The 17364-nt window shown below is 71.9% G+C and carries 14 protein-coding genes; 6 read left to right on the forward strand and 8 right to left on the reverse strand.

What is annotated here, in order from left to right; translation table 11 throughout:
• Positions 1-26 precede the first annotated feature (26 nt).
• Positions 27-899 carry an acyl-CoA thioesterase gene (locus tag IE212_RS22005; RefSeq protein WP_190199612.1) on the reverse strand — a complete coding sequence of 291 codons (873 nt, stop codon included), beginning with the start codon at positions 897-899 and terminating at the stop codon, positions 27-29.
• Between the two features lie 37 nt (positions 900-936).
• Positions 937-3450 carry a DEAD/DEAH box helicase gene (locus tag IE212_RS22010; protein WP_190199613.1) on the reverse strand — a complete coding sequence of 838 codons (2514 nt, stop codon included), beginning with the start codon at positions 3448-3450 and terminating at the stop codon, positions 937-939.
• Between the two features lie 146 nt (positions 3451-3596).
• On the opposite strand from IE212_RS22010, the gene IE212_RS22015 reads away from it, so the two are divergent.
• Positions 3597-4391 carry a metal-dependent hydrolase gene (locus tag IE212_RS22015; protein ID WP_190199614.1) on the forward strand — a complete coding sequence of 265 codons (795 nt, stop codon included), beginning with the start codon at positions 3597-3599 and terminating at the stop codon, positions 4389-4391.
• Between the two features lie 21 nt (positions 4392-4412).
• On the opposite strand, the gene IE212_RS22020 is transcribed toward IE212_RS22015, so the two are convergent.
• The 4 genes from IE212_RS22020 to IE212_RS22035 all read right to left on the reverse strand — a co-directional run bounded on the left by IE212_RS22020 (position 4413) and on the right by IE212_RS22035 (position 8971).
• Positions 4413-4658: a type B 50S ribosomal protein L31 gene (locus tag IE212_RS22020; RefSeq protein WP_190199615.1), complete on the reverse strand. Its 246-nt coding sequence runs from the start codon at positions 4656-4658 to the stop codon at positions 4413-4415.
• Positions 4659-4693: 35 nt separating this feature from the next.
• On the reverse strand, positions 4694-5164 hold the full coding sequence (locus IE212_RS22025; RefSeq protein ID WP_190199616.1) for a DUF5709 domain-containing protein: 471 nt from the start codon (positions 5162-5164) through the stop codon (positions 4694-4696).
• 205 nt (positions 5165-5369) lie between these two features.
• Entirely contained in the window at positions 5370-7151 is a 1782-nt protein-coding gene (locus IE212_RS22030; RefSeq protein WP_190199617.1) for an ABC transporter ATP-binding protein, read from the reverse strand.
• Positions 7148-8971, reverse strand: coding sequence for an ABC transporter ATP-binding protein (locus IE212_RS22035; RefSeq protein ID WP_190199618.1), 1824 nt, complete (start codon positions 8969-8971; stop codon positions 7148-7150). The genes IE212_RS22030 and IE212_RS22035 overlap by 4 nt, the downstream gene beginning before the upstream one ends.
• 222 nt (positions 8972-9193) lie before the next feature.
• Here IE212_RS22035 and IE212_RS22040 point away from each other — a divergent pair, with 222 nt between their 5' ends.
• Together IE212_RS22040 and IE212_RS22045 are read left to right on the forward strand one after the other, a co-directional pair.
• Positions 9194-10777 carry a peptide-N4-asparagine amidase gene (locus IE212_RS22040; protein WP_190199619.1) on the forward strand — a complete coding sequence of 528 codons (1584 nt, stop codon included), beginning with the start codon at positions 9194-9196 and terminating at the stop codon, positions 10775-10777.
• A 174-nt stretch (positions 10778-10951) separates the two neighbouring features.
• The gene (locus IE212_RS22045; protein WP_190199620.1) at positions 10952-12373 is read left to right on the forward strand and encodes a cation:dicarboxylate symporter family transporter; all 1422 of its coding nucleotides are present in this window, start codon (positions 10952-10954) and stop codon (positions 12371-12373) included.
• Between the two features lie 93 nt (positions 12374-12466).
• Here IE212_RS22045 and IE212_RS22050 read toward each other — a convergent pair whose 3' ends face one another.
• Positions 12467-12916, reverse strand: coding sequence for a MarR family winged helix-turn-helix transcriptional regulator (locus IE212_RS22050; protein ID WP_190199621.1), 450 nt, complete (start codon positions 12914-12916; stop codon positions 12467-12469).
• A gap of 105 nt (positions 12917-13021) precedes the next feature.
• On the opposite strand from IE212_RS22050, the gene IE212_RS22055 reads away from it, so the two are divergent.
• Positions 13022-14824: an ABC transporter ATP-binding protein gene (locus tag IE212_RS22055; RefSeq protein WP_190199622.1), complete on the forward strand. Its 1803-nt coding sequence runs from the start codon at positions 13022-13024 to the stop codon at positions 14822-14824.
• Between the two features lie 43 nt (positions 14825-14867).
• The gene (gene mltG / locus IE212_RS22060) at positions 14868-15728 is read left to right on the forward strand and encodes an endolytic transglycosylase MltG (RefSeq protein WP_190199623.1); all 861 of its coding nucleotides are present in this window, start codon (positions 14868-14870) and stop codon (positions 15726-15728) included.
• Between the two features lie 44 nt (positions 15729-15772).
• On the opposite strand, the gene IE212_RS22065 is transcribed toward mltG, so the two are convergent.
• Positions 15773-16849, reverse strand: coding sequence for an NAD(P)-binding domain-containing protein (locus tag IE212_RS22065; RefSeq protein ID WP_190199624.1), 1077 nt, complete (start codon positions 16847-16849; stop codon positions 15773-15775).
• Positions 16850-16908: 59 nt separating this feature from the next.
• On the opposite strand from IE212_RS22065, the gene IE212_RS22070 reads away from it, so the two are divergent.
• Positions 16909-17331, forward strand: a complete 423-nt coding sequence (locus IE212_RS22070) for a YjbQ family protein (RefSeq protein ID WP_190199625.1) — start codon at positions 16909-16911, stop codon at positions 17329-17331.
• The last annotated feature ends 33 nt before the right edge of the window (positions 17332-17364 follow it).

Genomic DNA, 17364 nt, shown 5'->3' on the forward strand with positions numbered 1-17364 from the left:
GGCGGGCGGAGCGCTGGGAGACTCGGTCAGCCCAGCTTGCGGAAGAGCCCCTCCTGAACGACGGAAACGACCAGTTGTCCCTCGCGGTCGTAGATGCGGCCACGCGCCAGGCCCCTGCCGCCGACCGCGATCGGCGACTCCTGGTCGTACAACAGCCACTCGTCGGCCCGGAACGGCCGGTGGAACCACATGGCATGGTCCAGTGACGCCATGTCGAAGCCCCGGGGGCCCCATAGCGGCTCGACCGGGATGCGCACGGCGTCCAGGAGGGTCATGTCGCTGGCGTACGTGAGGGCGCAGGTGTGCACGAGCGGGTCGTCACCGAGCGGCCCGACCGCGCGCATCCACACGGCGCTGCGCGGCTCGGCGTCCTCGACCTCCTCGGTCTCCCAGCGCAGCCGGTCCACGTAGCGGATGTCGAAGGGCTGGCGGCGGGCCATCCGCTCCAACTGCTCGGGCAGCGCGCCCAGATGGGCCCGGATCTCGTCCGTGACATTCGGGAGCGACTCCGGGTCCGGAACCTCGCGGGCGGGCGGCAGCTGGTGCTCGAAGCTGCCCTCCTCCGGCTTGTGGAAGGAGGCGGTGAGATTGAAGATCGTGCGGCCCTGCTGGACGGCCGTGACCCGGCGGGTGGTGAACGACCGCCCGTCGCGCACCCGCTCCACCTGGTAGACGATCGGCACGCCGGGGATGCCCGGGCGCAGGAAGTACGCGTGCAGCGAGTGCACGGGGCGGTCGCCTTCCGTGGTGCGGCCGGCGGCTACCAGGGCCTGGCCGGCCACCTGCCCGCCGAAGACCCGCTGCAGGGACTCCTGCGGGCTGCGGCCGCGGAAGATGTTGACCTCGATCTGCTCCAGGTCGAGCAGGTCGACCAGTCTCTCGGCCGGGTTCGTCGTCATGCGTGGGATTCTCCTGTGTTCGCTGCTGCCCGGCCGTTCACAGCTGGCCGACGTCGGTGACACGGACCACCGCGCGGCCCTCCGCGTCGGAAGCGGTGAGGTCGACCTCCGCGCTGATGCCCCAGTCGTGGTCGCCGTTCGGGTCGTGGAAGATCTGCCGGACGCGCCACAGGGCGTTCTCGGGCTCCTCCTCGATGAGCAGCAGCTTGGGGCCGCGCGCGTCCGGGCCGGTCCCGAGGTCCTCGTACTCGTCCCAGTACTTGTCCATCGCCTCGCCCCACGCGTCCGCGTCCCAGCCGGACTCCGCGTCCATCTCGCCCAGCTCCTCGACCTGGTCCAGCGCGGCCAGCTCGACCCGGCGGAACATGGCGTTGCGGACCAGGACCCGGAAGGCCCGCGCGTTGGCGGTGACGGGCTTGACCTCGTCGGCCTTCTCCTGGGCCTCCTCTGCGGTCATCTCCGCCGGGTTGGCCAGCTGCTCCCACTCGTCCAGCAGGCTGGAGTCGACCTGGCGCACCATCTCGCCCAGCCAGGCGATCAGGTCTTCCAGGTCCTCGGACTTGAGGTCGTCCGGGACGGTGTGGTCGAGGGCCTTGTAGGCGCTGGCGAGGTAGCGCAGCACGATGCCCTCGGTGCGGGCCAGCTCGTAGTGGGACACCAGCTCCGTGAAGGACAGCGCCCGTTCGTACATGTCCCGGATGACCGACTTCGGCGACAGCGGATGGTCGCCGACCCAGGGGTGGCTCTTGCGGTACGTGTCGTACGCGTGGAAGAGCAGCTCCTCCAGCGGCTTCGGGTACGTGATGTCCTGGAGGCGCTCCATGCGCTCCTCGTACTCGACGCCGTCGGCCTTCATCTGGGCCACGGCCTCGCCGCGCGCCTTGTTCTGCTGGGCGGCGAGGATCTGCCGCGGGTCGTCCAGCGTCGACTCCACCACGGACACCATGTCGAGGGCGTACGACGGCGACTCCGGGTCGAGCAGCTCGAACGCGGCGAGCGCGAACGTGGACAGCGGCTGGTTGAGCGCGAAGTCCTGCTGGAGGTCGACCGTGAGGCGGACGATCCGGCCGGTGGCGTCCGGCTCGTCGAGCTTCTCGACGATGCCGCCGTCGAGCAGCGAGCGGTAGATGGCGATGGCCCGGCGGATGTGCCGCAGCTGCTGCTTGCGGGGCTCGTGGTTGTCCTCCAGCAGCCGCCGCATCGCCTCGAAGGCGTTGCCGGGGCGGGCGATCACCGACAGCAGCATCGTGTGCGTCACCCGGAACCGGGAGGTCAGCGGCTCCGGTTCGGAGGCGATGAGCTTCTCGAAGGTCTGCTCCGACCAGGCGACGAAACCCTCGGGCGCCTTCTTGCGGACGACCTTGCGCCGCTTCTTCGGGTCGTCGCCCGCCTTGGCGAGCGCCTTCTCGTTCTCGACGACGTGCTCGGGCGCCTGCGCGACGACGAACCCCTCCGTGTCGAACCCGGCCCGCCCCGCCCGGCCCGCGATCTGGTGGAACTCCCGGGCGCGCAGGGTGCGGACGCGGTTGCCGTCGTACTTGGTGAGGGCCGTGAACAGCACGGTACGGATGGGGACGTTGACGCCCACGCCGAGCGTGTCCGTACCGCAGATGACCTTCAGCAGACCGGCCTGCGCCAGCTTCTCCACCAGGCGCCGGTACTTGGGCAGCATCCCGGCGTGGTGGACGCCGATGCCGTGCCGGACGTAGCGGGAGAGGTTGCGGCCGAACTTCGTGGTGAAGCGGAAGTTGCCGATCAGCTCGGCGATCTGTTCCTTCTCCTCGCGCGAGCACATGTTGATGCTCATCAGCGCCTGCGCCCGCTCCACGGCCTGCGCCTGGGTGAAGTGCACGATGTAGACGGGCGCCTGCCGGGCCTGGAGCAGGTCGGTCAGCGTCTCCGTGAGCGGCGTGTAGCGGTACTCGTAGGACAGCGGTACCGGCCGGGTCGCCGAGCGGACCACCGCCGTCGGGCGGCCGGTGCGGCGGGTGAGGTCCTTCTCGAAGAAGGAGACGTCACCGAGCGTGGCCGACATCAGCACGAACTGCGCCTGCGGCAGCTCCAGGATCGGGATCTGCCAGGCCCAGCCGCGGTCGCCCTCCGCGTAGAAGTGGAACTCGTCCATCACGACCTGGCCGACGTCCGCGTCCTTGCCGTCGCGCAGCGCGATCGACGCGAGGACCTCGGCGGTGCAGCAGATCACCGGGGCGTCGGCGTTGACGGAGGCGTCACCGGTCAGCATGCCGACGTTCTCGGTGCCGAAGATCTTGCACAGCTCGAAGAACTTCTCCGACACCAGCGCCTTGATCGGCGCCGTGTAGAAGGTGACCTCGTCCCGGGCCAGCGCCGCGAAGTGCGCACCCGCCGCGATCATGCTCTTGCCGGACCCGGTGGGCGTCGACACGATCACGTTGGCGCCGGAGACCACCTCGATCAGCGCCTCCTCCTGGTGGGGATAGAGGGTGAGACCCCGCTCACCGGCCCACGACTCGAAGGCTTCGTACAGGGCGTCGGGGTCGGCGGTCCGCGGCAGCTGATCGATGAGGGTCACGCACCCATCTTGCCTGGCCCGGTGCCCGATGCGGGAATCGGCTGCGGGCCCGAAGATCACGAACGCTACGCTGGGGCGCCGACGGAGCGTCAACGCACCCGGTCAACTGGACAGCGGCACACGAGGAATGGGGCGGGGCAACCGCGATGATGGGACCAGCACACTCACTGTCGGGCGCCGCGGCCTGGCTCGGCGTCGGTGCCGCGGCGGCCGCCGCCGGGTACCCGATGCCCTGGCCGGTCCTGCTCGTCGGCGCCCTGATATGCGCCGGTGCCGCGCTCGCCCCGGACCTCGACCACAAGGCGGCCACCATCTCCCGGTCCTTCGGACCGCTGTCGCGCTGGGTGTGCGAGATCGTCGACAAACTGTCGTACGCCGTCTACAAGGCCACCAGGAAGCAGGGCGATCCGCGCCGCTCCGGCGGGCACCGCACCCTCACCCACACCTGGCTGTGGGCGGTCCTGATCGGCGCGGGCACCTCCGCCGTGGCGATCAGCAGCGACCGGTGGGGGGTGCTGGCGATCCTCTTCGTGCACCTGGTGCTGGCCATCGAGGGCCTGCTGTGGCGGGCGACGCGCGGCTCCAGCAGCGAAGTGCTGGTGTGGCTGCTGGCCGCGACCACCTCGTGGATCCTCGCGGGAATACTGGACAAACCGGGCAACGGTGCGGACTGGCTGTTCACGGCGCCCGGCCAGGAGTACCTGTGGCTGGGCCTGCCGGTCGTGCTGGGCGCGATCGTGCACGACATCGGGGACGCGCTGACCGTCTCGGGCTGCCCGATCCTGTGGCCGATCCCGGTGGGCCGCAAGCGCTGGTACCCGGTCGGCCCGCCGAAGCCGATGCGGTTCCGGGCGGGCAGCTGGGTCGAGGTGAGGGTGCTGATGCCGGTGTTCATGCTGCTCGGCGGGGTGGGCTGCGCGGCGGCGCTCAACGTGATCTGAGCGCGGGGCGGGGAAACGCGCTCAGCCGCCGCCGTACCGGCGTTCGAACGCGGCGACCCGGCCCTCCGAGTCCACCGTGCGGGCCTTGCCCGTGTAGAAGGGGTGGCTCTCCGAGGAGATCTCCACGTCCACGACCGGGTAGGTCTCGCCGTCGTCCCACTCGATGGTCTGGTCGCTGTCCGCGGTGGACCGGGTCAGGAAGGCGTATCCGGCGGCACGGTCGCGGAAGACGACGGGATGGTAGTCGGGGTGCTTGTCCTGCTGCATGGATACTCCTCGGACGGCTCGGGGCGGCCACGGGGTCAACCGGACAGGGGCTCCTCGTCGACGACGTGCACGGCCGCCTCCTCGGCGGAAGCGGCCGCCCCGTCGATGCCCACGTCCGTGGCGACCAGCGCGCTCTCCTCGTCCTCGTGCGCGCCCTCGTCGGGTGCGACGAGCCGGCCGGAGCGGGCGGCCCCGACCTCGTTGTCGATGAGTTCCCCGTCGGTGCCCTCGCAGTCCCCGAGGCCGTCACCGTCCTGGGCGGCGGACTCCGGCAGCTCCTCCGCCAGCCGCTGGTCCAGCGTCTCGCCCCGCTGCCGCTCGGCCGCCGTCACTCCGGTGTGCTCGACGGCCCAGGGCCGCTCCGGAGGCGACCAGCCGCGGTCCAGGGGATCGTCGACACCGTCGTACTCCAGGGTGTCCTCGGAGTCGAGCAGCCCCGTGTCCTCTCGCTGCTCGTCCTGGTCCGGCTGGTAGACCTCGTCTCCCCAGCCGTCGGAGCTGTTCACGGGTACCTCCAGGGGGTGGGGACGGACCCGTTCTCACCGGGTCCGCGCCGGGCCGCCGCCGCGCGGAGCACCGGCGCCGCCGGCACCGGCGGCTGCCGCGGCTCCCCGGCGTTCCCCGAGCCGGTGCCTGGTTCCAGCCTTCCACCGAGCCTCGGCACCGCGCAACGCCAAGGGACCGACGGCCCTCGAGGCCGGCCCCGGCACCTCATCCGTGCCAGGACCGCCACAGCGCCGCATACGCCCCGTCCGCCGCGACCAGCTCCTCGTGGCTGCCCAGCTCACTGATCCTGCCGTCCTCCACGACGGCGATGACGTCCGCGTCGTGGGCGGTGTGCAGCCGGTGGGCGATGGCGACGACGGTGCGGCCGTCGAGGACCCTGGCCAGGGAGCGTTCCAGGTGACGGGCGGCGCGCGGGTCGAGCAGGGACGTCGCCTCGTCCAGGACCAGGGTGTGCGGGTCGGCCAGCACCAGGCGGGCCAGCGCGATCTGCTGGGCCTGCGCGGGAGTGAGCGCCAGGCCGCCCGAGCCGACCTCCGTGTCCAGCCCGTCGTCGAGGGCACGGGCCCAGCCGTCCGCGTCGACCGCGCCCAGCGCCGCCCACAGCTCGGCGTCGAGCGCGCCGGTCCTCGCGAGCCGGAGGTTGTCGCGCAGGGAGCCGACGAAGACGTGGTGTTCCTGGTTGACCAGGGCCACGTGCTCGCGGACCCGCTCCGCGGGCATCCGGGACAGCTCGGCGCCGCCCAGAGTGACCCGGCCCTCCCCGGGCGCGTAGATCCCGGCGAGCAGCCGGCCCAGCGTCGACTTGCCCGCACCCGAGGGGCCGACCAGCGCCACCCGGGTGCCGGGGGCGACCTCCAGGGACACCCCGCGCAGGACGTCCACGCCCTCCAGGTAGCCGAAGCGCACCCGGTCGGCGTGCACGCGGCGCCCCTCGGGGGACACCGAGGAGTCACCGGCGTCGGGCTCGATGTCCCGGACACCGACCAGCCGGCCGAGCGACACCTGGGCGACCTGCAGTTCGTCGTACCAGCGCAGGATCATGCCGACCGGGTCGACGAGCATCTGGGCGATCAGCGCGCCCGTGGTGAGCTCGCCGACGCCGATCCACCCCTGGAGGGCGAAGGCGCCGCCGATCAGCAGGACCGAGGCCAGCACGGTCACGTGGGTCACGTTGACGACCGGGAAGAGCACCGACCGCAGCCAGAGCGTGTACCGCTCCCACGCGGTCCACTCCCGGATCCTGCGCTCCGACAGCGAGACGCGGCGGTCGCCGAGACGGTGGGCCTCGACGGTGTGCCCGGCGTCCACCGTCTCGGCGAGAGCGGCCGCCACGGCGGCGTACCCGGCCGCCTCCGAGCGGTACGCGGCGGGCGCCCGCCGGAAGTACCAGCGGCAGCCGGCGATCAGCAGCGGCAGGGCGAGCAGCACGGCGAGCGCCAGCGGCGGCGCCGTGACGACCAGCCCGCCCATCAGCAGGACCACCCACACCACGCCGATCGACAGCTGGGGCACGGCCTCGCGCATCGCGTTGCCCAGCCGGTCGATGTCCGTCGTGATCCGCGACAGCAGGTCCCCGGTCCCGGCCCGCTCCAGCACGCCGGGCGGCAGCCCGACCGACCGGACGAGGAAGTCCTCGCGCAGGTCGGCCAGCATCCGCTCGCCCAGCATCGCACCCCGCAGCCGCACCTGACGGACGAACAGGGCCTGGACGGCCAGCGCGGCCACGAAGAGCCCCGCGGTGAGCTCCAGCCGCAGGTCCCGCGCCCCGTCGGACACCCGTTCCACGAGACCGCCCAGCAGCCACGGACCGGCCATCGAGGCGACGACCGCGACCGTGTTGACGGCGACGAGCAGCGCGAACGCCCGGCGGTGCCGGCGCAGCAGTTCGGCCACGTAGGCACGGACGGTCGAAGGAGCGCCGACCGGCAGGGTGTTCGCCGTGGTCGGGGCCGCCGGGTCGTAGGCCGGTGGCGCTACGCCGATCATGCCTTCTCCTCCATCTCTTCCAGTTCCTGAAGTGCGTCCGCCTCGGGAAGTACGTCCGTCAGGGCGACGGAACCGCTCAGCGCGGCCTCGTCGTCCGTCTCACGCGTGACCACCGCCCGGTAGCGGGGCTCGGAGTGCAGCAGCTCACGATGGGCCCCGGCCGCCACCACCTCACCGTCGTGCAGGAACACCACCCGGTCGGCGCGGTCCAGCAGCAGCGGGGAGGACGTGAACACCACGGTCGTGCGCCCCGCGCGCAGCTCTCGCACCCCCTGGGCGATCCGTGCCTCGGTGTGCGAGTCGACGGCCGAGGTCGGCTCGTCCAGGACGAGCACCTCGGGGTCCGTGATCAGCGACCGGGCCAGCGCCAGCCGCTGGCGCTGGCCGCCGGAAAGCGACCGGCCGCGTTCGGTGATCCGGGCGTCCATGGGGTCGGCGGCGTCCAGCGAGCCCTGCACCAGCGCCGCCAGCACGTCGTCGCACCGCGCGGCGGCCAGCGCCGACCGCGGCTCGACAGCACCCGACGCGGGTACGTCGAGCAGTTCGCGCAACGTCCCGGAGAGCAGCACCGGGTCCTTGTCCTGGACCAGGACGGCCGTACGGGCGATGTCCAGCGGGAGTTCGTCGAGCGGCACCCCGCCCAGCAGCACCGAGGTGCCCTCGCGTGACGGGTGCCCGCCCAGCCGTTCCGCCAGCAGGCCCGCCGCGTCCGGGTCCCCGCACACCACCGCGGTCAGCCGGCCGGCGTTCGCGAGCATTCCGGTCTCCGGGTCGTACAGGTCTCCGCAGGGGGCGTCGGCCGCGCGCGACCCGGCGGTGTCCGTGGCCCGCTCCAGCGACAGCACGCGGGCGGCCCGTCTCGCCGAAGGCCGGGAGAAGGAGTACGCCATCGCGATCTCCTCGAAGTGCCGCAGCGGATAGGTCAGGACCATCACCGAGCTGTAGACGGTGACCAGTTCGCCGACGGTGATGCGGCCCTGGCGCGCCAGATGCACCCCGTACCAGACGACGGCGATGAGGAGCAGTCCCGGCAGCAGGACCTGGATCGCCGAGATCAGGGACCACATCCGGGCGCTGCGCACGGCCGCGTGGCGGACCTCCTGGGAGGCGTTGCGGTAGCGCTCCAGGAACAGTTGCTCACCGCCGATGCCGCGCAGCACGCGCAGCCCGGCGACGGTGTCCGAGGCGAGTTCGGTGGCGCGTCCGGCCTTCTCCCGCTGGATGTCGGCGCGCCGGGTGGCGCGGGGCAGCAGCGGCAGCACGGCGAGCGCCAGCACGGGCAGGCCCACGGCCACGACCACGCCGAGCGCCGGCTGGTAGACCAGCAGAGCGGCGCAGACCAGCACGATGGTGACCAGGGCGGCCGTGAACCGGGACAAGGCCTCCACGAACCAGCCGATCTTCTCGACGTCGCCCGTGGAGACGGACACGACCTCCCCGGCCGCGACGCGCCGGGTCAGCGCCGAGCCCAACTGGGCGGCCTTGCGGGCGAGGAGCTGCTGGACGCGGGCGGCGGCGGTGATCCAGTTGGTGATGGCGGTCCGGTGCAGGAAGGTGTCGCCGACCGCGTTGCCGGCGCAGGCCAGTGCGAGCAGCCCGCCCGCCAGGGCGAGCCGGGAGCCGGACCGGTCGACGACGGCCTGCACGGCGACACCGACGCAGAACGGCAGCGCCGCGACGGAGGCGAAGTGCAGCAGCCCCCAGGCCAGCGACTTGAGCTGTCCGGCCAGCTGGTTCCGGAAGAGCCACCACAGGAGTCGGGGACCCGAACGCGCGTCCGGCACGCCCGGGTCGGGGTAGGGAAGGTCCTGAATCTGCATGACGTCCCAAGTGGCTCGTGTCAACGGGATGGAGGTCCGGCCGAGGGCGGACGGAGGTGCGGCCGGGGGCAGCAAACCGTGACAGGTTCGCGTCGGTACCTGGTCGGAGGCAACCGGTTTTCCGCCCACCGAACGGAACCGGCCGACCGGGGCGCGAACAGGCGCGCCTCGACGGGCTGGTGCTCATTGCGGAGGTGGCCGGGTCCCCGTAGAACACCGCCCATGAAGAGACGGATCGTCATGTCCATGCTTGCCGGAGCCACCCTCCTGGCGGGCACCCTCATGGGAACCGGTCCGGCCCGTGCGGCCGACGTCCCCGCAGAGTTCGGCACCGACTGGCATGACCCGGTCACGGCCGCCCCGCCCGTGGAGAGGCCGCACGGGAAGTCCTGTGAAGTCACCGTCGCCCGGGCGCAGTTCCGCGACTTCACCCCCTATCGGGGCAGGTACGCCCCGCCCGACGGCTGCGGCGGCCGCTGGAGCAAGGTGGTGCTGCGGCTCGACGGCGAGGTCAAGGGCCGGCAGTACGACCGGCTCGGCTACCTCCACGTCGGCGGCGTCGAGATCTTCCGCACGTCGACGCCGCAGCCCTCGCCCGAGGGCATCGAGTGGTCCGTGGAGAAGGACGTCACGCGTTACAGCGACACCTTTCGCGGCCCAGGGGACGTCGAGATGCTCATCGGGAACGTCGTGGACGACACCTACACGGGCGTCCTCGACGTCAAGGTGACGCTGACGTTCTATCAGGGCCGGACCGACGGAGAGGCCCCCGACCGGGTCCTCACCCTCGACGAAGACTCGAACCTCACCACCCCGCGCAACAGCGAGCGCGTCCTGGCCGAGGTGTACGCCACGGGCTCCGGCGGCGGCTGCGAGGAGTACTGGTACCTGACGGTGCCCGAACCGGCGCCCTACTCCTGCAAGGCGGGCCAGGGCCCCTACCGCGAGGTGCGGATCAGCGTGGACGGCCGCCTCGCGGGCATCGCCGCGCCGTTCCCGGCGGTGTGGACGGGGGGCTGGTCCAACCCGTTCCTCTGGTATGTGGTCCCGGGCCCGCGGGCCTTCGACATCAAGCCGATCACCTACGACCTCACACCCTTCGCCGGGCTCCTCAACGACGGCCGGCCGCACCGCGTCGAGGTGTCGGTCGCCGGCGTTCCCCAGGGGCAGGCCGGCTGGAGCACGCCGGTGAACGTCCTCGTCTGGCAGGACGGGCGGCGCGAGCGGGTCACCGGGAAGCTCACGGTGCACCGGGCGGGCGATCTCACCAACTCCTCGACGTACACCCCCGGTCCGCAGCACCGGGTGGACACCGAGGGGGCCCACCGGCTGACCGTCGCCGGGTACGTCGACACCTCGCACGGCCGGGTCACGACCACCGTCAGCCGTTCGCTCGCCCACACCTCCGCCCACCGGTGGACCGACGGCGAGACGAGCGACGCGCTGGAAGCGGCCTGGAGCGACGACGAGTCGGTGACCGCCGGCGGCCGCACCGCCCGTACGCACCGGACCTTCACGATGGACGGCACGACCACCCTCGGGGCGGGCGACCGGCTGCGTACCGTACTGACCCTCGGTGACCGGGCCACGACCGTCGAGTGGCGCGGCCGGCGGCGCATCGCGTGGTCCCGGCTCGACGACACCTACACGGGTGACGCCACGTACACGGCGAACGTTCCCCGGGACCAGCGGCACGCGGTCGGCACGACGAGCGAGCGCTACCGGGCTCACGGCAGCCGGGGCTGCTACGACCGCACGGTGACCACCGAGCAGGGGGTGCTCACCCGGGTACGCGACCGGTGCTGAGGTGAGCGGTTGGGTCAGCGTGACATGCGTCACCTGGAGCACTTTTACCTGGCTGAAACGCTGCGGTCTTGTGCGCGATCAAGACGGCCTCCAGAGTGACGGATGCGGAATCCGCTTTCCGTATCGCAGAAGACCCCTCCGGCTTCTGTGTGCTCCGTCCCCTGAGGAGGCCCCGTGCCACCGCCCGCACCGTCCCTGCCGCGACGTGTCGCACGCACCCTTCGTACCTCACTGTTCGCGCAGGTCTGCTGCGCACTCGTCCTCGGAATCGTCGTGGGGAGGCTGTGGCCGGAGACGGCCACGGCTCTCCAGCCGCTCGGCGACGGGTTCACCCGGCTCATCAAGACGGTGATCTCGCCCCTGGTGTTCTGCGTGGTCGTCGTCGGCATCGCCAAGGCCGGTGATCTGAAGGCCTTCGGCCGGATCGGGGTGAAGGCCCTCATCTGGTTCGAGGTCGCCTCCACCGCCGCCCTGGTCATCGGTCTCGTCGCCGCCAACGTCGTCGGGCCCGGCAGGGGTATGGACGTCGACCCGTCGTCGCTGGACGCGGCCGCGGTGGACCAGACCACGGGCGGCGGCCGGCTGCCCTCCACGACGGAGTTCGTCCTGGGCGCGCTGCCCGAGAGTTTCCTCGGCGCCTTCGCCGAGAACGAGCTGCTCCAGGTCCTCGTCCTGGCCTGCCTGGTGGGGGCCGCCCTGCTGCACCTCGGTCACACCAGGGTGCCGAAGGTCCTCCCCGCCATCGACCAGGCCCAGGAAGTGATCTTCACGGTCGTCGGGTTCATCATGCGGCTGGCCCCGCTCGCCGTGTTCGGCGCGATGGCCCATCTGGTCGGCAACTACGGCCTGGGTGTGATCAAGACCTACGCCAAGCTGATCGTGCTCTGCTACGTGGCCGCCGCGTTGTTCGTCGTGCTGCTCGCCGTCGCCCTGCGGATCGTGACCGGGCTCAGCCTCTGGAAGTTCCTGCGCTACATCCGCGAGGAGATGCTGCTCGCGCTCGGCACCGCGTCCACCGAGTCCGTCATGCCGCGGGTGATGCAGAAGCTGCGCCGGGCCGGTGCCCGCGAGGACGCCGTGGGCCTGGTGCTGCCCACCGGCTACTCCTTCAACCTCGACGGCGCCTCGCTCTACCTCTCCATCGGCACGCTGTTCATCGCCCAGGCCGTGGGCGTGGACCTGAGCCTGGGTCAGCAGATCACCGTGGTCCTGGTGCTGATGCTGACCAGCAAGGGCATGGCCGGCATACCCGGTTCGGCGTTCCTCGCCCTGTCCGCGACCGTCTCGTCCCTGGGCGCCATTCCGGCGGGAGCCGTCGCCCTGCTGCTCGGCGTGGACCGCATCATGGACTCGATGCGCGTCGTCACCAACCTGCTCGGCAACTGCGTCGCGGTCTTCGCGGTGTCCCGCTGGGAGGGCGCGCTGGACCGGGAACGGGCGAAGAAGGCGCTCGACGGGGAGGGAACCGCTCCGCCGGACGACGGTGAGGACGGCGGCGACGCCCGCGGCCCCGCGGCGCGGCCCAGCACGGTGGACACCCCGGCGCCGGGCATCCCCGCGCAGAAACCCAAGCAGCCCGCCTCCGAGCTCGGCTGACCGAAGGCCGGACGGGCCCGCGCCACCGCTTCAGCAGGACGAGCGGTGGCGCGGGCCCGTTTCGTGCCCCGGTCCGTCGCGGGCGGCAGGGCCTCAGCAGCCCCGCACCGGCGCCCCGTCGATCAGCGTGTCCAGCAACCCCCCGAGCGCCGCGCGCTGATCGTCCGTCAGTGGCGCCAGGATCTCCTCCGCGGCCGACCTGCGCGCCGCACGCAGCTCGCGCAGCGCACCCCGGCCGTCCTCGGTGAGCTCGATACGGATCACCCGCCGGTTCGCCGGGTCCGGGACCCGCCGCACCTTGCCGCTCGCCTCCAGCCCGTCGACCAGTGTCGTGACGGCCCGCGGCACCACCTCCAGGCGCTGGGCCAGATCGGCCATGCGCGGCGGCGAACCCCAGTGCGCGAGGGTGCGCAGCAGCCGGGACTGGGCCGGTGTGATGCCGAGGTCGCGATGCTCCAGATGGCGCTTCTGGATGCGGTGCACCCGGCGGGTGAGCCGCAGCAACTGCTCGGCGAGCAGACCGTCGGGATCGGGCGTGGTCATGCGGGAACAATATCAGGATGCCGTTCATTGTGAGTATAGGTAACAATGAGCTACGATCCGATCCGCGCCGGCCCCCGCGGCGCCGCACCGCTCTCGAAGGAGCCCATGCATCCCGATCACGAAGCCTCCTGGACCCCGCTCGCCGGCTCGGAGGAACAGCCCCGGCAGGTCCGCCGCATCCTCCGGCTCTTCCGCCCCTACCGGGGCCGCCTCGCGATCGTCGGCCTGCTCGTCGGCGCCTCGTCGCTGGTCTCCGTCGCCACGCCCTTCCTGCTGAAGGAGATCCTCGACGTCGCGATCCCCCAGGGGCGCACCGGCCTGCTCAGCCTGCTCGCCCTCGGCATGATCCTCAGCGCCGTCCTCACCAGCGTCTTCGGTGTGCTGCAGACCCTGATCTCCACGACTGTCGGCCAGCGTGTCATGCACGACCTGCGCACCGCCGTCTACGGCCGGCTCCAGCGGATGTCCCTCGCGTTCTTCACCCGCACCCGCACCGGCGAGGTGCAGTCCCGCATCGCCAACGACATCGGCGGCATGCAGGCGACCGTCACCTCCACCGCGACCTCCCTGGTCTCCAACCTCACCAGCGTGGTCGCCACGATCGTCGCGATGATCGCCCTCGACTGGCGCCTGACCGCCGTCTCGCTGCTGCTGCTTCCGGTGTTCGTGTGGATCAGCCGCCGTGTCGGCAACGAGCGGCGGAAGATCACCACCCAGCGCCAGAAGCAGATGGCCGCCATGGCCGCCACGGTCACCGAGTCCCTCTCCGTCAGCGGCATCCTGCTCGGCCGCACCATGGGCCGCTCCGACTCGCTGACGAAGTCCTTCGCCGAGGAGTCCGAGGAGCTCGTCGGCCTCGAGGTGCGCTCGAACATGGCCGGCCGGTGGCGCATGGCCGTCATCACCATCGTGATGGCCGCCCTGCCCGCCGTCATCTACTGGACCGCCGGAATGGCCCTCCGGCTGGGCGGCCCCGAGGTCTCCATCGGCACGATCGTCGCCTTCGTCTCGCTCCAGCAGGGCCTGTTCCGCCCGGCCGTGGGCCTGCTGTCGACCGGTGTGCAGATCCAGACGTCGCTCGCCCTCTTCCAGCGCATCTTCGAGTACCTCGACCTGCCCGTCGACATCACCGAGCGCCCGGACCCGGTCCGTCTCGACCGCGTCCGGGGCGAGGTCCGTTTCGACGGCGTCTCCTTCGGCTACGACGGCAAGGGCGGACCGGTGCTCGACGGCATCGACCTCACCGTCCCGGCCGGCGGCAGCCTCGCCGTCGTCGGCCCCACCGGCGCCGGCAAGTCCACCCTCGGCTACCTGGTGCCCCGCCTCTACGACGTGACCGGCGGCCGCGTCACGCTCGACGGGGTCGACGTCCGCGACCTCGACTTCGACACCCTGGCGCGAGCGGTCGGCGTCGTCTCCCAGGAGACGTACCTCTTCCACGCCTCGGTCGCCGACAACCTGCGCTTCGCCAAGCCCGACGCCACCGACGAGGAGCTGTACCAGGCGGCCCGGGCGGCGCAGATCCACGACCACATCATGTCCCTGCCCGACGGCTACGACACCGTCGTCGGCGAGCGGGGCCACCGCTTCTCCGGCGGGGAGAAGCAGCGCCTGGCCATCGCCCGCACCATCCTGCGCGACCCGCCGGTGCTCATCCTCGACGAGGCCACCAGCGCCCTTGACACCCGGACCGAGGCCGCCGTCCAGGACGCCATCGACGCCCTGTCCGCCGACCGCACCACGCTCACCATCGCCCACCGGCTCTCCACCGTCCGGGGCGCCGACCAGATCGTGGTCCTCGACTCCGGGCGCGCGGTCGAACTGGGTACGCACGAGGAACTGCTGGAGCGGGACGGCCGGTACGCGGCACTGGTACGCCGGGACGCCCAACTGGAACCGACAAGATGAAAATATGCCAGGTTTATGACGATATGGGCGTTACCGTGCCCGCATGCAGAAGAACACTCCGCCACGGAGCACGATCCGACTGACCCGTCGGGGCCGTATCGCCCTCGTCGTGACCGCAGCCGTCGTCGTCGGCACCGCTGTGGCGGTGCCGCTGCTGATCCTGGGGGGCGAGAAGGATGACGCCCCTCCCGCGACCCTGGTCATTCCGGAGGGGCGGCGTGCGAGCGAGGTCTACGCCGCCGTCGACAAGGCCCTCGCGCTGCCGGCGGGCAGCACGAAGAAGTCGCTGGCCAAGGCGGCGCTGAGACTGCCGGGTGACGCCAAGGGCAACCCGGAGGGTTACCTCTTCCCGGCGACCTATCCGCTCCCGGAGAAGACCACGCCTCAGAAGCTGCTGGCGCTGATGGTCGACACCGCGAACGAGAAGTTCAACGGCGCCCCCATCGCCGCGGGGGCCCAGCGCAACGCCATAAACGTCTACCAGGCCGTCACCATCGCCAGCATCGTCCAGGCGGAAGCGGCCACCAGAGCCGACATGGGCAAGGTCGCCCGGGTCGTCTTCAACCGACTCGAACGCGGAATGCCGCTCCAGATGGACTCCACCCTCAACTACGCCCTCGGCCGCCCCACTCTCCGGACCACGGAGGGCGACACCCGGATCGACAGCCCCTACAACACGTACCAGCGCATGGGCCTGCCGCCCACACCCATCGCCAACCCGGGCGTGGAGGCCGTGCGCGCGGCGGTCAACCCACCGCCGGGCGACTGGCTGTACTTCGTCACGGTCCGGCCGGGCGACACCCGCTTCACCGCGGACCTGGCCGAACACCAGCGCAACGTCGCGGAGTTCAACGCCCTGCGGAAGAGCGCGGCTGGGGCTCCCGCAGCCGGCCCCGCGGCGTGAGCCCGCCCCGGGCCGTGCTTCCCCGTTGCCGTCGCGCCTGATCGTCACGCCGCGGCCGGCTCCCGTGCCAGCAGGCGCCTGATGTCCCGGACGGCCGCGCGGCCGGCCCGGTTGGCCCCGATGGTGCTGGCCGACGGGCCGTAGCCGACGAGGTGGATCCGGGGGTCGGCGGCGGCGTGCGTCCCCTCCATGCGGATGCCGCCGCCGGGCTCCCGCAGCCGCAGGGGGGCGAGGTGGTCGATGGCCGCCCGGAAGCCGGTGGCCCACAGGATGACATCGGCGTCGACGTGCCGGCCGTCCTTCCAGTCCACCCCGGCCGGCGTGATGTGGTCGAACATCGGCTGCCGGTCGAGCACCCCGTCCTCGATGCCCCGCCGGACCGCGTCGCCCAGCGGCAGCCCGGTGACCGAGACGACACTCCCGGGCGGCAGCCCCCGCCGCACCCGTTCCTCGACCAGCGCGACGGCCGCCCGGCCCGCGTTCTCGTCGAAGGGCCCCTCACGGAAGACGGGCGGGCGGCGGGTCACCCACGTGGTGGCCGCCGCGTACGGGGCGATCTCCAGCAGATGCTGCGTGCCCGAGGCCCCACCGCCCACCACGACGACCCGCAGCCCGGCGAACGCCTCCGGCCCGGGGTACTGGGCGGTGTGCAACTGCCGTCCCCGGAAGGTCTCCTGGCCCGGATAGCGCGGCCAGAACGGCCGGTCCCACGTGCCGGTCGCGTTGATCAGCGCCCGCGCCGTCCACACCCCCTCCGAGGTCTCCACCAGCAGCCGCCCGCCGGACCCCTCGCGTACCGCCCGCACGTCGACGGGACGCCGCACGCGCAGGTCGAAGGCCCGCTCGTACCGGTCGAAGTAGTCGCTGATCACCTCCGCGGACGACCGCGCCGGATCCGCGTCCGTCAGCTCCAAGCCCGGCAGCGCGTGCATCCCGTGCACCCTGCCGTACGTCAGCGACGGCCAGCGGAACTGCCAGGCGCCACCGGGCCCGGGGGAGTGGTCCAGCACCACGAAGCCGCGGTCCGGCTCGAAACCGGAGCGCCGCAGGTGATAGGCGCCGGCCAGACCGGCCTGACCGGCGCCTATGACGACCACCTCGACCTCGTGTGTCTTGTCCACACCTTCGCCAACCGTGCCAGGGGCGTGGATCTTCCCCACCCGTACGTCACGATGGAGGCATGGCAGATGTCTTCACCACCCGAGTCCTGAACGTCACCACCGGTTCCACGGAGCGGGTCGCCGACATCACCGGCGACTGCGAGTCCTTCCTGCGTGAGGCGGCCGCAGGCCGGGACGGCCTGCTCAACGTCTTCGTCCCGCACGCGACCGCGGGGATCGCCGTTCTGGAGACCGGTGCCGGCAGCGACGACGACCTCCTGGCCGCACTGCACACCCTGCTGCCCGCCGACGACCGCTGGCAGCACCGGCACGGCAGTCCGGGCCACGGCCGCGACCACGTCCTGCCGGCCCTCGTCCCGCCCCACGCCACCCTGCCGGTGCTGGGCGGCCGGCTGGAGCTCGGGACATGGCAGTCGGTGTGCCTGGTGGACACGAACAAGGACAATCCTCGTCGCCAGGTGCGGTTGTCGTTCCTCGCGTGACGAGGGTGCCGACAGCAGGTCCGAAGCCCGGCC

It is taken from the genome of Streptomyces djakartensis (assembly GCF_014651075.1).
Lineage (GTDB): Bacteria > Actinomycetota > Actinomycetes > Streptomycetales > Streptomycetaceae > Streptomyces > Streptomyces djakartensis.

Coding starts and splice junctions, on each gene's coding strand:
- IE212_RS22005 (WP_190199612.1), bottom strand. CDS start 899: ATGACGACGAACCCGGCCGAGAGACTGGTCGACCTGCTCGACCTGGAG.
- IE212_RS22015 (WP_190199614.1), top strand. CDS start 3,597: ATGATGGGACCAGCACACTCACTGTCGGGCGCCGCGGCCTGGCTCGGC.
- IE212_RS22020 (WP_190199615.1), bottom strand. CDS start 4,658: ATGCAGCAGGACAAGCACCCCGACTACCATCCCGTCGTCTTCCGCGAC.
- IE212_RS22030 (WP_190199617.1), bottom strand. CDS start 7,151: ATGATCGGCGTAGCGCCACCGGCCTACGACCCGGCGGCCCCGACCACG.
- IE212_RS22035 (WP_190199618.1), bottom strand. CDS start 8,971: ATGCAGATTCAGGACCTTCCCTACCCCGACCCGGGCGTGCCGGACGCG.
- IE212_RS22040 (WP_190199619.1), top strand. CDS start 9,194: ATGAAGAGACGGATCGTCATGTCCATGCTTGCCGGAGCCACCCTCCTG.
- IE212_RS22050 (WP_190199621.1), bottom strand. CDS start 12,916: ATGACCACGCCCGATCCCGACGGTCTGCTCGCCGAGCAGTTGCTGCGG.
- IE212_RS22055 (WP_190199622.1), top strand. CDS start 13,022: ATGCATCCCGATCACGAAGCCTCCTGGACCCCGCTCGCCGGCTCGGAG.
- mltG (WP_190199623.1), top strand. CDS start 14,868: ATGCAGAAGAACACTCCGCCACGGAGCACGATCCGACTGACCCGTCGG.
- IE212_RS22070 (WP_190199625.1), top strand. CDS start 16,909: ATGGCAGATGTCTTCACCACCCGAGTCCTGAACGTCACCACCGGTTCC.